16 protein-coding genes are annotated in these 12,289 nt (G+C 46.0%); 6 read left to right on the forward strand and 10 right to left on the reverse strand.

Going from position 1 to position 12,289, the window contains the following annotated elements:
- Window positions 1–84: 84 nt before the first annotated feature.
- The 4 genes from leuE to FEK46_RS21035 all read left to right on the forward strand — a co-directional run bounded on the left by leuE (window position 85) and on the right by FEK46_RS21035 (window position 1,838).
- Window positions 85–723, forward strand: coding sequence for a leucine efflux protein LeuE (gene leuE, locus FEK46_RS21020; RefSeq protein ID WP_130208404.1), 639 nt, complete (start codon window positions 85–87; stop codon window positions 721–723).
- 181 nt (window positions 724–904) lie between these two features.
- Window positions 905–1,255 (forward strand): DUF1971 domain-containing protein YeaR, encoded by a 351-nt coding sequence (gene yeaR, locus FEK46_RS21025; RefSeq protein ID WP_240725503.1) that lies wholly within the window; start codon window positions 905–907, stop codon window positions 1,253–1,255.
- Window positions 1,256–1,258: 3 nt separating this feature from the next.
- Entirely contained in the window at window positions 1,259–1,441 is a 183-nt protein-coding gene (locus FEK46_RS21030; RefSeq protein ID WP_064529220.1) for a DUF1869 domain-containing protein, read from the forward strand.
- A 148-nt stretch (window positions 1,442–1,589) separates the two neighbouring features.
- On the forward strand, window positions 1,590–1,838 hold the full coding sequence (locus tag FEK46_RS21035) for a GlsB/YeaQ/YmgE family stress response membrane protein (RefSeq protein ID WP_064529219.1): 249 nt from the start codon (window positions 1,590–1,592) through the stop codon (window positions 1,836–1,838).
- A 59-nt stretch (window positions 1,839–1,897) separates the two neighbouring features.
- Here FEK46_RS21035 and yoaJ read toward each other — a convergent pair whose 3' ends face one another.
- From yoaJ to FEK46_RS21050, 3 genes are read right to left on the reverse strand one after another with little or no spacing between them, the layout of a single operon-like run.
- Window positions 1,898–1,972, reverse strand: coding sequence for a protein YoaJ (gene yoaJ, locus FEK46_RS21040; RefSeq protein ID WP_001386836.1), 75 nt, complete (start codon window positions 1,970–1,972; stop codon window positions 1,898–1,900).
- 2 nt (window positions 1,973–1,974) lie between these two features.
- Entirely contained in the window at window positions 1,975–2,073 is a 99-nt protein-coding gene (locus FEK46_RS21045; protein WP_001219350.1) for a YoaK family small membrane protein, read from the reverse strand.
- 32 nt (window positions 2,074–2,105) lie between these two features.
- Window positions 2,106–3,131: a sensor domain-containing diguanylate cyclase gene (locus FEK46_RS21050; RefSeq protein WP_130259884.1), complete on the reverse strand. Its 1,026-nt coding sequence runs from the start codon at window positions 3,129–3,131 to the stop codon at window positions 2,106–2,108.
- Between the two features lie 184 nt (window positions 3,132–3,315).
- Here FEK46_RS21050 and FEK46_RS21055 point away from each other — a divergent pair, with 184 nt between their 5' ends.
- Window positions 3,316–3,570 carry a DUF333 domain-containing protein gene (locus FEK46_RS21055; protein ID WP_135559497.1) on the forward strand — a complete coding sequence of 85 codons (255 nt, stop codon included), beginning with the start codon at window positions 3,316–3,318 and terminating at the stop codon, window positions 3,568–3,570.
- 21 nt (window positions 3,571–3,591) lie between these two features.
- Here FEK46_RS21055 and FEK46_RS21060 read toward each other — a convergent pair whose 3' ends face one another.
- Window positions 3,592–3,939: a DUF488 domain-containing protein gene (locus FEK46_RS21060; RefSeq protein ID WP_135559498.1), complete on the reverse strand. Its 348-nt coding sequence runs from the start codon at window positions 3,937–3,939 to the stop codon at window positions 3,592–3,594.
- An 81-nt stretch (window positions 3,940–4,020) separates the two neighbouring features.
- Complete coding sequence (locus FEK46_RS21065; RefSeq protein WP_130208396.1) at window positions 4,021–4,467, reverse strand: DUF441 domain-containing protein; 447 nt, start codon at window positions 4,465–4,467, stop codon at window positions 4,021–4,023.
- A gap of 169 nt (window positions 4,468–4,636) precedes the next feature.
- Between FEK46_RS21065 and yoaI the strand changes: the two genes are divergently transcribed.
- On the forward strand, window positions 4,637–4,741 hold the full coding sequence (gene yoaI, locus FEK46_RS21070; RefSeq protein WP_130218789.1) for a small membrane protein YoaI: 105 nt from the start codon (window positions 4,637–4,639) through the stop codon (window positions 4,739–4,741).
- Here the strand turns inward: yoaI and yeaK are convergent, their stop codons facing one another.
- From yeaK to yeaG, 5 genes are all read right to left on the reverse strand, one after another.
- A complete protein-coding gene (gene yeaK, locus FEK46_RS21075; RefSeq protein WP_135407018.1) occupies window positions 4,742–5,245 on the reverse strand; it encodes a mischarged aminoacyl-tRNA deacylase in 504 nt (167 codons plus the stop codon).
- Window positions 5,246–5,287: 42 nt separating this feature from the next.
- Window positions 5,288–6,778: a diguanylate cyclase DgcJ gene (gene dgcJ, locus FEK46_RS21080; RefSeq protein ID WP_130257813.1), complete on the reverse strand. Its 1,491-nt coding sequence runs from the start codon at window positions 6,776–6,778 to the stop codon at window positions 5,288–5,290.
- Between the two features lie 180 nt (window positions 6,779–6,958).
- Window positions 6,959–8,434: a GGDEF domain-containing protein gene (locus FEK46_RS21085; protein ID WP_135559499.1), complete on the reverse strand. Its 1,476-nt coding sequence runs from the start codon at window positions 8,432–8,434 to the stop codon at window positions 6,959–6,961.
- A 146-nt stretch (window positions 8,435–8,580) separates the two neighbouring features.
- Window positions 8,581–9,864, reverse strand: a complete 1,284-nt coding sequence (locus FEK46_RS21090; protein ID WP_130208390.1) for a YeaH/YhbH family protein — start codon at window positions 9,862–9,864, stop codon at window positions 8,581–8,583.
- A 111-nt stretch (window positions 9,865–9,975) separates the two neighbouring features.
- Window positions 9,976–11,910, reverse strand: coding sequence for a protein kinase YeaG (gene yeaG / locus FEK46_RS21095; protein ID WP_064529211.1), 1,935 nt, complete (start codon window positions 11,908–11,910; stop codon window positions 9,976–9,978).
- Window positions 11,911–12,289 lie beyond the last annotated feature (379 nt).

The raw sequence follows: 12,289 nt of genomic DNA on the forward strand, positions 1-12,289 counted from the left end.
TTTTCTCCTTTCTAAGCCACTACAGATTGGTTAGCATATTCACCTTTAATCGCGCATTTCCCAAAGAAAATTTAAGAGGTTAACGTGTTCGCTGAATATGGGGTTCTGAATTACTGGACCTATCTGGTTGGGGCCATTTTTATCGTGCTGGTGCCTGGGCCGAATACTTTGTTTGTGCTTAAAAATAGCGTCAGCAGTGGAGTGAAAGGTGGTTATCTTGCAGCCTGCGGCGTATTTATTGGTGATGCGGTATTAATGTTTCTGGCGTGGGCAGGCGTGGCAACGTTGATTAAGACCACACCGATATTATTCAACATCGTACGTTATCTTGGCGCGTTTTATTTGCTCTATCTTGGGGGTAAAATTCTTTACGCCACCCTGAAGGGCAACAATAGCGAGGCCAAATCGGATGAACCACAATATGGCGCTATTTTCAAGCGCGCCTTAATATTGAGCCTGACCAACCCGAAAGCTATTTTATTCTACGTGTCATTTTTCGTGCAATTTATCGACGTTAATGCGCCACATACGGGTATTTCGTTCTTTATTCTGGCGATGACACTTGAGATAGTCAGCTTCTGTTATTTGAGCTTCCTGATTATTTCCGGCGCCTTTGTCACGCAGTACATTCGCACTAAAAAGAAACTGGCAAAACTAGGCAACTCTCTGATTGGTTTGATGTTTGTCGGTTTTGCCGCTCGACTGGCGACGCTGCAATCTTAATGCTTTCTGCCCGCGATGCCGCGGGCTTCCCTCCTGAACGCTACCGCGGCTGGACGTTGACGCAGTGCTAAAAAGTAACCAATAAATGGTATTTAAAATGCAAATTATCAGGCGTACCCTGAAACGGCTGGAATAAACGGTTTTCAGCGCATTTACCGAAGGAGGGAGAAGGATGCTACAAATCCCACAGAATTACATTCATACACGCTCAACACCTTTCTGGAATAAACAAACCGCACCTGCCGGAATATTCGAACGTCATCTTGATAAAGGAACTCGTCCCGGGGTTTACCCTCGATTGTCCGTTATGCATGGGGCGGTCAAATATCTCGGCTATGCTGATGAACACAGCACAGAACCTGATCAGGTGATCCTTATCGAAGCGGGGCAATTTGCGGTGTTCCCGCCGGAAAAATGGCACAACATTGAAGCCATGACAGACGATACTTATTTCAACATCGACTTCTTCGTTGCCCCTGAAGTCCTGATGGAAGGCGCAAAACAACGGAAAGTCATTCATACCGGGAGATGAATTATGGGCAAAGCAACGTATACCGTAACCGTCACCAATAACAGTAATGGTGTCTCTGTTGATTACGAAACAGAGACACCGATGACATTGCTGGTGCCAGAAGTTGCGGCGGAAGTGTTAAAAGATCTTGTTAACACGGTGCGCTCTTATGACACAGAAAACGAACATGATGTTTGTGGCTGGTAATTTTACCTGATAGAAAAATTCGCCATTTTATGCGCCATCGCAAAAAAAATATGCGTGATGCTCATCACAATTTTTACTTCTTTGATGTTGTGCTATGCTTTTTATTAGCGACCAACTCGCTAATACAAAACAGATAAGGAAGGATAAAATGGGCATTCTGTCATGGATTATTTTTGGGCTTATTGCTGGTATTCTGGCGAAGTGGATTATGCCAGGTAAAGATGGTGGTGGATTCTTCATGACTATCCTGTTGGGGATTGTCGGCGCCGTGGTCGGCGGATGGATCAGTACACTGTTTGGTTTTGGTAAAGTCGATGGCTTTAACTTTGGCAGCTTCGTGGTTGCGGTGATCGGTGCGCTTGTCGTGCTGTTTATCTACAGAAAAGTCAAAAGCTAACGCTGAAATAAAACAAAGGCTGCTTTTTCGCAGCCTTTGCTATTTTTACAGATGCAGTGTTACCACCATCCTAACTCGGTACCAAGGACGACAATAATCGCAACACCCATCATAATAATCGTTGTTTTTTTCATCTTTATGCTCCCGGGGCAGCATAGCCGCCAATAAAAAACCACGCTAAAAATACGACTGCCGTAATAAAGATTACGACAGGGAAAATAATACCGATTCGCATGTTATCACCAATCAAAAGGATTTGAATACGCCTCAGGAATCCAGAGCTGAATGCGCGACAAAAGGTTTTTTCTCTTTGTGTTTTTTCTCCTGGTACATTGCGATATCTGCGGCATGCAGGGCGCTGTCGGCATCAGTTGTTTCAGGATCCACTTCAATAATGCCGAGGCTGGCGCCAGGATAAAACAAGTCAACATCACCTAAGTGATATTCACCGCGTATTTGCTGCTGAATACGCTCACGCAATGACGGGATATCGGCATTTTCATCGGCCAGCGACGCGACCAAAAATTCATCACCGCCGAGACGACCAATAATCTCGCTATTCTGATGTAGTGTGTTAAGGCGCTGGCCAACCTGAATAAGAAACAGATCGCCGCTATTATGACCAAAACGGTCATTGATTAATTTGAAGTTATCCAGATCGATAAAGGCAATAATTGCTTTACGTTTCAGATGCCGCGCGAGAGAAAACAGTGTCGTCAGATTATCAAAAATTGCCCTTCGATTCGGCAGTCCCGTCAAAGAGTCAGTATAGGATTGCGCAATCAACGCCGCATTAGCTTCACGCAATTGCTCAACCAGCGCCTCTTTTTGGATGTATTGTGTAATAAGCCCGGCGAATAACTGCAAAACTTGCTCCGCGCGTTCGCTCCACGGGCGTTTCTCGCTGCTGGCGGCGCAAAGCGTGCCGTAGAATGAGCCATCCGGTAAGTGAATCGGCGTGCTCAGAAATGTCGTGATCCCAAGATTGCGTGCCGCAATGCAGTCGCCCCAACGGTCAGGGACTTCATCGCTGAAAAAACAGTTCTCATCAATTGCGCGTTTGCACAATGAGTGATCCCAGGAAACGGTAAAATTCTCCGGGATGTGCATTTTCTGGCTATTACGGGCATACAAAATGTGTTGCAGGCGCGCGTCAATATCCACTTTTGTCAGATACGTCGACTCCATGTCGGTAACCATTTCTAGCATCTCCAGAAGTTGCCGGACCAGACTTTCCAGAGACTGTTCCGAGACGAGTGACTGCGAGACGCGGGCAATGATCTGATCTGACACGAAAGAACTCCAGGTGGTGGTAGGTAAAATGCTGAATATTTAATCTTTACAGGCATGATAAAACATCATCAACAAAGATGAAACCAGACGTAATATATTTCGAATGAATGTAAAAGAAATAGTGCTGCAAAACATAACGATACCGCGATACTCTAAAGTGTAGATAAACGAGTGAGATCACTATATGAAAATTATCCGTTTTGCTTTGCCTTGCCTGTTAGTCCTGGCGGGGTGTTCAACCGCTTCTCAACCCGATGCGCCTAAACCGCCACATGTTGGAATGGCTAATCCTGCATCGGTATACTGCCAGCAAAAGGGAGGTACGCTTATTTCGGTACAAACAGCGCAAGGGGTCAGTAACAATTGCAAATTACCGGGCGGCGAAACGATTGATGAATGGGCATTATGGCGCAGGGATCATCCGGCTGATAGAAAATAACAACCGGATGCCGGGCGAGAATTACAAACTGCGTAGCCAATCGGCCAGCACCAGAGCATGGTTTTGCGTGGTATTTTTTGCCGAATAGAGTAGGGTTAGTGTCTGCTGGCGGGCAATATCCGCCAGTCGTTTCCCTTCTTGCTCATGCTGCGCCAGTTCTGCAAGATATTGTTCGCGAAAGGTTTCAAAATCGATCACTTTGCCGTGAAAGGCTTTGCGTAATTCCGTTGAAGGCGTGATGGTTTTGTCCCATTCATCAAGTGCTAAATCTGTTTTTTTGATACCACGCGGCCAGAGACGATCGACCAGTACGCGATAACCATCGCCTTGTTCAGCCGGATCATAGACGCGTTTACACTGAATATTCATCGTGTTTGTTCTCCCTTTCACGCAACGTTGCCACGCCACTATAGCACTTTGCTTTTATGGTTATGGCGGCTGCGGCAAAAACTACTGCTTACCAATAATCAGCGAAACCAGGCCAGCAGCAATAAGCGGGCCGACGGGCACACCGCGAAAAAGCGCTACGCCTAAAACCGTACCCATCAGCAATCCGGCTACCAGTTGTGGCTGACTACCCATTAACGTGACGCCGCGTCCGCCAAGCCAGGAAACAATCACGCCTACGGCAATAGCGACTAATGATTTCCAGTTCAGAAACGAGTGAACAAGTGTTGATGGTGGCAGCGTCCCGCTGGCGATTGGCGCCATAACGCCGATGGTGAGAATAATTATCCCGATACTCAACCCTTGTTTTTCAATCCAGGGGAAAAAGGTGCTCAACGGTGTGACGCGGACAATGATCAACACCAGAATTGAAACGGCGACAGTGGTGTTGTGGCTGACAAAGCCCAGCGCAGCTAATCCGAGGAGGATTAACAAAGTGACATCAAACATCGTGGTTTCCTTGCCAAAAAATAATTATCCCCCGTACTTTACGCTTGCTGAGGGCAGGAATCAGACATTAATTACACTTTTTGCATAAAAAATAGGGAGAATTGTCATCAAACTGCCATTTGCGTACGCTAACAATAACGTGAAAACAGTTATCTCCAGGGGTAAAACCATGAACGATCAAATGTTCATTGAGACACTGATTATCACGTCATCGTTTTTTGCCATTGCGGTTGTGCTGGTACTGTCAGTTTTGCTACTTGAACGGACCAGCTAGTTATACAGTACGGCGGAAATGGACCAGCTCTGGTTGCGCAATGCGTAAATAATCTGCGGTGTTAAGAATAACTGATTTATCCAGCATGCCTGCGTTGAAGGCAATTTCATCGAATCGCTCGAAGAGTAGTGGGTCAGCGACCAGTTTGAGTTTGGGGTGGAAGCTGAAAGGCGGGATGGCGCCAAAAACGCAGCCCGTGAGTTCATCGACCTCCGCCGGGCTGGCAAGCGAGGCGCGTAACCCGCCAATGTGACTGGCGAGTTGGCTCAGATCGGCCTGTTGATCGGCAGGAAGTATCGCTAATACATGTTGATTAACGCCATTACCTTTGACTTTACATACCAGCGCCTTAGCGCCCTGACCTAAAGCGGTGCCGCGAATTTCTGACACCGCTTCACATTTGCCCACCGCTTCATGGGTGACGATGCGGAAGTTAGCGCCTTCTTGTGATAATAAAGCGATTAAGCGCTGATGCGTCACGCTTCCTTTAGCCATTTCAGTCATTTCACGCTCCTGGATTTATAACTAAACAACCACAGAAGATTATCATGAACTGCTGTTTTTGTTCTGTTTATTGACATACAGACGTTCGTCGGACGCTTTATAAGCATCGTGAATCGTATCGGTTTCTTTCATCGCGTAAATACCGGAAGAGAAGCCGATCTCTTTTTGCGGCGCGATATGTTGCAGGCGTTTTTCGATACGGTCAGGCAATTGCGCAGCAATTTGTGGCGTCGAATCGACCAGGATAATGCAAAATTCATCACCGCCGAGACGGATAGCATAATCGCTTTTACGAATCGACTGTTTAATCGCCTGTGCCAATAAAGTAATCGCTAAATCACCTTCCTGGTGGCCGAGTGTGTCATTAATTTGCTTTAACTTGTCCATGTCAATAGCAATAAACATGACTGCAGAACCTGCCTGAACCAGGCGCTGCAAGCGTTGCTGCAACTCAGGAGTCAATATTTTGCGGTTATACAATCCGGTCATCGCATCGCTAATATTTTCGCGAGTCACGTTTTGGTACAAGCGGAAGTGCATGCGCACCATATTCAGTAATATCAATGCCGTCAGCAGCCAGAAGACAACGCTTTTCCATGAAGATGTAATAAAGTAAAGAATATCAATGGATAATGTAACGCGAATTCCGCCAGGTAAGTCATGGACGTAACTGACATACTGAAACAGATTGTCTTCACTCTGGTTGATAATAATGTCCCGACCCGAATCTACATCGGTAAGCGTAACATTGAGAAAACGCCAGAGGAGAGGGCGGTCATGAGTGTAAAAGATATTCCGCAGGTTGTTTTTATTGATATCCAGCAGCACTATCCCTTTAAGTTGACCTGCGAGATAAACCGGCGTCAGCAGGCTCATCACATTCTGTTTGGTACGCTGATCCTGGTAAATGCTCGATAATACGGTTCGACCGGTAAACACCTTTTCAATGTCTTTACGGTTAATGCCAATGCTTCCTGATTGCAAAAACGACCAGTTATTCATGGCGAAGTATTCAACATTGACCGGCTCATAAAAATAGACATAGCGGTCATTGAGATCGAGATAATAGTGAAATTTCTCTTCGGCCATCCCAAGACCGGAACCATATTCATCTTGATGGCGATTGCCTTCCACCGCTTGATCAAATGCGGGTAATAGCGCCGCTGCTTCCACAATTGTGTCACAGTCATCGGATGCGCTCTGTAATGTCCCGCGCAAGCCAGAATAAGTATGGGCCGTCAGATTTAATCCATGAGTATTATTGGCCGTTTCAAAAGCCTCGCAGATAGCACGTCGCTGTTCTGGCGACACCTCTGACTGCTCAGCAGCAAGTGCGCGCATGACATGTGCGGCAATACTCTGATTTTGATACTTATCATAGAGAAAGGAGGAATCCGCTTTCTGGACGATATAGCGCAAGTAGGCGCTCATCGCTCTGTCGCTGGCGACAAGTTCAAAAATAAGGAAGGAAGATGTCAGCACAATGACACTTGCGGCGATAAAATGCCGGAGCATTCTATGGTGCAATTTCATGATAAATGGCACTCCTTCGGTTAGTGAAATGAGAAAACCAGTTAAAGTTCGATTGCGGCCTGGCACAGGGGCGCTAATTATACTCATCTCTGTGCCGTTGGGGAGGAGAAATTTAGTGGTATTAGATATTAATTGTATGCAAAAGCCACGCAAAAAGCATGGCTGTGAATATTTTTGCACTCAAAGACGATGAATAATCACTTTGTTGCCTCCCTCGCTTTTCGCCTCACGTAAGGCTTTATCTGCTTCTGTCATGACAAGTGAAAGATTGTGCGTATCTCCGGTGGAAAAAACACTGCCAATGCTGATAGTCATTGGTTCAGGAACAGCATACCTGTTACTAAAGCCGGTCAGGAGTTCGACATTTTTACGTATGCGTTCAGCAATGATTTTTGCCTGGGCAGCATTGAGTTCGGTAAATAGCAGACCAAATACTTCCCCCTCAAGACGGGCTAAAATGTCATCGGGGCGGATACTTTGCTGGATAATATCGACAATTGAAACCAGCACTTTATCGCCCACATGATGTCCCCACAGGTCATTGATGCGTTTGAACTGGTTAATATCTACCAGCATGATACAAAAATCCTTCACAACAGGTTGCGACAATAATGACTCTACGCTGTTGAAAAAGTAACGGCGATTATAAATATTGGTCAACACATCATGAACCGCCAGTTTGCTGGAGAGTTGCAGCTCCTGAAAAATGTTATAAATCAGAAAAGCAACAACAAACAGTTTGCTGGAAACTTCGATACCACGACTGATGTACCAAATGGTGTAATTGTATTCATCCAGAGTCAGCAGAAGTAAGTTACAGCAGAGCGATGCCAGACATAATAACGCTATTGACGGCCAAAGTTCGCTGGTTAATCGTGTGCGCATGATAATAAAGAACAGTAAACATGCCCACAGACAAACCAAAATTTTTGTGTAGTTAATTCCCCAGCTCGCAGAATGGCTATCCGGACAGTAATCTACGACGTATAAGGAATAGTCAGGATTATAACTGCTCAGGTTGTGTGCCAATAAAGGAAACAACATGAAAGGTATCAGCGCCAACAACAGGATGCAGGTTTTTTTCTTGTTGTTCGTTAGAATACTGTTTCGGCCATAACAAAAGAGAGCTAACGCTGTTAAGCAAATGAAACTTAGCTGGCGAAACAGATATAGTATGGAAACATCATTTGATTTAGCCTGAATAAGCGTACTGTCACTGATAGGTTTATGAATAATGACAATGGTTTCAGTTAAATAGAAAATGCCACTTAAAAACGCAAGGCTTAAAATGAGTGTTGGAAAAATCTCACGGTTAGTGAAATATTTCATTAGCATGAAAAGAAAAATGATGGTGTTAAGGAAAAATAAAGCCACAACAACCATCAGGTAATTCATCTGCGGGATGAGTTTTACATTGGTGTTTTCGTTATATAAGGTGGTGATACAAAATAAAATCAATGTCAGCAGTAAACTGAAAATAAAAAAGCTTTGTGCTTTTAGCTTTTGTGTACACATAGAAATCATAAAAAGGAGAGCAATGTGAGTGCTGGATTTTATTGATGCTCGAGATATATAGTTTTGACCAGGATCAATTTTCATTATCAATAAAAAATAATTAAAGAATAACCCCGGGAAAATACGTGTTAACCGAATCATTTTTCCGAATGATTGTTTTCTGGAACTAAATTGTGTAAAGGTTGCGCTGTCATATTTAAAGCAATTGTAAGCTAACGTATGTAATAAATTAAATAATTTACAGTAAGCTAAAAATCAGCCAGGTAATAATGACCTGGCTGATGGTATTAGTCTTTAGTAGTTGCGTTTTGCTTATGAAACAGTTCACGGAATACCGGATAAATATCATCCTGATCGCGGATATGCTGCATCGCAAAGTTTTCGAAAGTAGATTGCAGGTGCTCATATTCTCGCCACAATGTCTGATGCGCACGGCGGGTAATTTCGATATAGCTGTAATAACGAACAACTGGCAGTAATTTCTTCGCCAGTATCTCATGGCACAGCGGAGAGTCATCAGCCCAGTTGTCGCCGTCCGATGCTTGCGCAGCATAGATATTCCACTGCGCCGGGTTATAACGCTCTTTTACCACATCATCCATCAGTTTCAGTGCGCTGGAAACAATGGTGCCGCCCGTTTCCTGTGAGTAGAAAAACTCATGTTCATCAACTTCTTTCGCCTGGGTATGATGGCGAATGTAAACGACTTCTACGTTCTTGTATGTTCTGCTCAGGAACAGATACAGAAGAATGTAAAAACGTTTGGCCATATCTTTGGTGGACTGATCCATCGAGCCAGAAACGTCCATCAGGCAGAACATTACTGCCTGGCTGGAGGGATCGGGCCGTTTCTCATAATTTTTGTAGCGTAAATCGAAAGTGTCGATGAAAGGAACACGTTCAATTTTAGCTCGCAGTTCGGCAATTTCTTTGCGCAAGCGTTCCTCTTCCAGCAGTTGCGCAGGTTCAGTATTGCTGATTATCGCTAAATTTTCTTCCAGCGCGTGCAGTTCCCGCCGCTTGCCCGCGGTCATCGCGGTACGTCGCGCCAGCGAATTTTGCAATGAGCGTACCACGCTAATATTGGCCGGAACGCCGTTAGCGGTATAACCCGCGCGATGCGTTTTAAATTCGGTCAACTGGCGTTGCTGGTTTTGTTTCAGATTTGGTAAAGCCAAATCTTCAAACAGCAGATCGAGATACTCATCTTTCGAAATCTGAAAGACGAATTCATCCTGACCTTCACCGTCCTGGCTGGCCTGGCCCTGACCGCTACCAGAACCACCGCCGCCGCCTTGAGGCCGCTCAATACGGTCGTTCTGTACGAAATGGTCGTTGCCCGGATGAACGCGATGGCGCAAGCCGCCACGCCCCTGATGAAACATTGGTTCGCTGATATCTTCCGTTGGAATGGAAACGGACTCGCCGCTGTCGACATCGGTCACCGAACGCTTATTAATGGCCTCGGAGATCGACTGTTTAATTTGCGCTTTATAACGGCGTAAAAAACGCTGGCGATTCACCATGCTTTTATTTTTGCCGTTCAGACGCCGGTCAATAAACCAGGTCATATGCCCCCCGTACTGCATTTGCCAACTGTATGCTACGCCTGTGTTGCCGCCTGTCTGGCCCACGGTTCGCTGTCGTTGTAGGCCCGGCGCATGCGCACCGGGCCGTTGTTGTTAAGACGATTTACGTACGCGCAAATACCATTCGCACAGTAAACGTACCTGTTTACGGGTGTAGCCTTTTTCCATCATACGGTCGACAAAATCGTCGTGTTTCTTCTGCTCGTCGGTTGAGGTTTTGGCGTTAAACGAAATGACCGGCAACAACTCTTCGGTATTGGAGAACATTTTCTTCTCAATGACCGTGCGCAGTTTTTCGTAACTGGTCCAGTTCGGATTGCGCCCACTGTTATTCGCTCTGGCACGCAGTACAAAGTTGACGATCTCGTTACGGAAATCTTTCGGATTGCTGATCCCCGCCGGTTTTTCGATTTTCTCCAGCTCGGCGTTCAGCGACTCGCGATCAAACAATTGACCAGTATCCGGGTCGCGATACTCCTGATCCTGAATCCAGAAATCCGCATAGGTGACATAACGGTCGAAAATGTTCTGCCCATATTCAGAATAGGATTCAAGGTAGGCCGTCTGAATCTCTTTGCCGATAAACTCGGCATATTTCGGGATCAGATAGCCTTTCAGGAACTCCAGATAGCGTTCGGCCTGTTCTTGCGGGAACTGCTCGCGTTCAATCTGCTGTTCAAGAACGTAGAACAGATGAACCGGATTAGCCGCCACTTCCACGTGATCGAAGTTGAACACGCGGGAAAGGATCTTAAACGCGAAACGCGTAGACAGACCGTTCATCCCTTCATCGACGCCCGCGTAATCACGATATTCCTGATATGACTTGGCTTTCGGATCGGTATCTTTCAGGCTTTCGCCATCATAAACGCGCATCTTCGAATAAATGCTGGAGTTTTCTGGCTCTTTCAGGCGCGAAAGAATGGAAAAACGTGACAATGTTTCCAGCGTGCCTGGCGCGCATGGCGCGTGGGTCAATTCACTATGATTAAGTAATTTCTCGTAGATTTTGATCTCTTCGGAAATACGCAAGCAATACGGCACCTTCACGATATAGACACGGTCGAGGAAGGCTTCGTTGTTTTTATTATTACGGAAAGTCACCCATTCAGATTCGTTCGAGTGGGCGAGAATAATCCCGTTGAACGGCAGGGCGGAGATACCTTCCGTCCCGTTGTAGTTACCTTCCTGAGTGGCGGTTAACAGAGGATGCAGCACTTTAATCGGTGCTTTGAACATCTCAACAAATTCCATGATCCCCTGGTTAGCGCGGCACAGCGCACCGGAATAGCCGTAGGCATCCGGATCGTTCTGGGCGTGGTGTTCGAGTTTACGAATATCCACTTTCCCCACTAGCGCGGAAATATCCTGGTTGTTCTCATCGCCCGGTTCCGTTTTGGCAATGGCAATCTGTTGCAGAATAGACGGCCACACTTTGACCACGCGGAATTTAGTGATGTCGCCACCAAATTCATGCAGACGTTTTGCCGCCCACGGCGACATAATGGTGCCAAGGTAGCGGCGTGGAATGCCGTACTCTTTTTCAAGGATCTGCGCATCTTCCTGTGGATTGAACAGACAGAACGGATGATCGTTAACCGGGCTTCGCTCACCGTTGGCGCTCAATACATAAATAGGCACGCGTTGCATTAATGATTTCAGTCGTTCAGCAAGTGACGACTTACCCCCACCCACAGGCCCCAGCAGATACAGGATTTGTTTCTTCTCTTCCAGCCCCTGAGCCGCGTGTTTCAGATAAGAGACAATCTGTTCAATCGCGTCTTCCATGCCGTAAAACTCTTCAAATGCCGGATAACGTGCGATGACCCGGTTAGAAAAGAGTCGAGAAAGTCTGGGCTCCTGGGCTGTATCGACCATGACAGGCTCACCAATAGCCATCAATAGCCGCTCTGCCGCGTTGGCATAAGCACTGCGATCTTGCCGACAAATGGTAAGAAACTCCTGCAGTGTGAACTCTTCGTCCTTGGCAGCTTCATATCGCTGGCGATAGTGATCGAATATATTCATGGTATGCCGTCCTTTCGTTTTTTAGCACAGGTTAAGAGCCGTTCATATGAATAGTAGAGGCTCCAGGAAGAGGTAAACTGAACGACGTCTCTTGCTAAAACACAGCAACTCTCATGCCATCCTGCGGACCATGAGACCAACGTGCCCGGTGATACACCTTCAAAATTAAGCGTAGATGGCAATTGAGAAACTTGCCTGCACGGCTTTCTGAATTTCAATGGCATATCAACAACTCATCCATAAAAATTGCATAACTAATGTAAAGAATAATGCCGCCATTAACGCAAAATTCATTCAGCTGTAAGCGCCGCGTCATCAGCGTCAGGAAAATTAAACAGTTACCTTTTGAAATGAAAACGCAAAAAGTTTGGGTTTCGTT

It is taken from the genome of Escherichia sp. E4736 (assembly GCF_005781225.1).
Taxonomy (GTDB): Bacteria; Pseudomonadota; Gammaproteobacteria; order Enterobacterales; family Enterobacteriaceae; genus Escherichia.

Excerpts from the sequence above, each read along its gene's own strand:
- yeaG (WP_064529211.1), bottom strand. The coding sequence starts at position 11,910 with ATGAATATATTCGATCACTATCGCCAGCGATATGAAGCTGCCAAGGAC.
- FEK46_RS21085 (WP_135559499.1), bottom strand. The coding sequence starts at position 8,434 with ATGATTCGGTTAACACGTATTTTCCCGGGGTTATTCTTTAATTATTTT.
- FEK46_RS21030 (WP_064529220.1), top strand. The coding sequence starts at position 1,259 with ATGGGCAAAGCAACGTATACCGTAACCGTCACCAATAACAGTAATGGT.
- dgcJ (WP_130257813.1), bottom strand. The coding sequence starts at position 6,778 with ATGAAATTGCACCATAGAATGCTCCGGCATTTTATCGCCGCAAGTGTC.
- FEK46_RS21045 (WP_001219350.1), bottom strand. The coding sequence starts at position 2,073 with ATGCGAATCGGTATTATTTTCCCTGTCGTAATCTTTATTACGGCAGTC.
- FEK46_RS21065 (WP_130208396.1), bottom strand. The coding sequence starts at position 4,467 with ATGTTTGATGTCACTTTGTTAATCCTCCTCGGATTAGCTGCGCTGGGC.
- yeaK (WP_135407018.1), bottom strand. The coding sequence starts at position 5,245 with ATGACTGAAATGGCTAAAGGAAGCGTGACGCATCAGCGCTTAATCGCT.
- FEK46_RS21055 (WP_135559497.1), top strand. The coding sequence starts at position 3,316 with ATGAAAATTATCCGTTTTGCTTTGCCTTGCCTGTTAGTCCTGGCGGGG.
- yoaI (WP_130218789.1), top strand. The coding sequence starts at position 4,637 with ATGAACGATCAAATGTTCATTGAGACACTGATTATCACGTCATCGTTT.
- FEK46_RS21035 (WP_064529219.1), top strand. The coding sequence starts at position 1,590 with ATGGGCATTCTGTCATGGATTATTTTTGGGCTTATTGCTGGTATTCTG.
- FEK46_RS21060 (WP_135559498.1), bottom strand. The coding sequence starts at position 3,939 with ATGAATATTCAGTGTAAACGCGTCTATGATCCGGCTGAACAAGGCGAT.
- FEK46_RS21090 (WP_130208390.1), bottom strand. The coding sequence starts at position 9,864 with ATGACCTGGTTTATTGACCGGCGTCTGAACGGCAAAAATAAAAGCATG.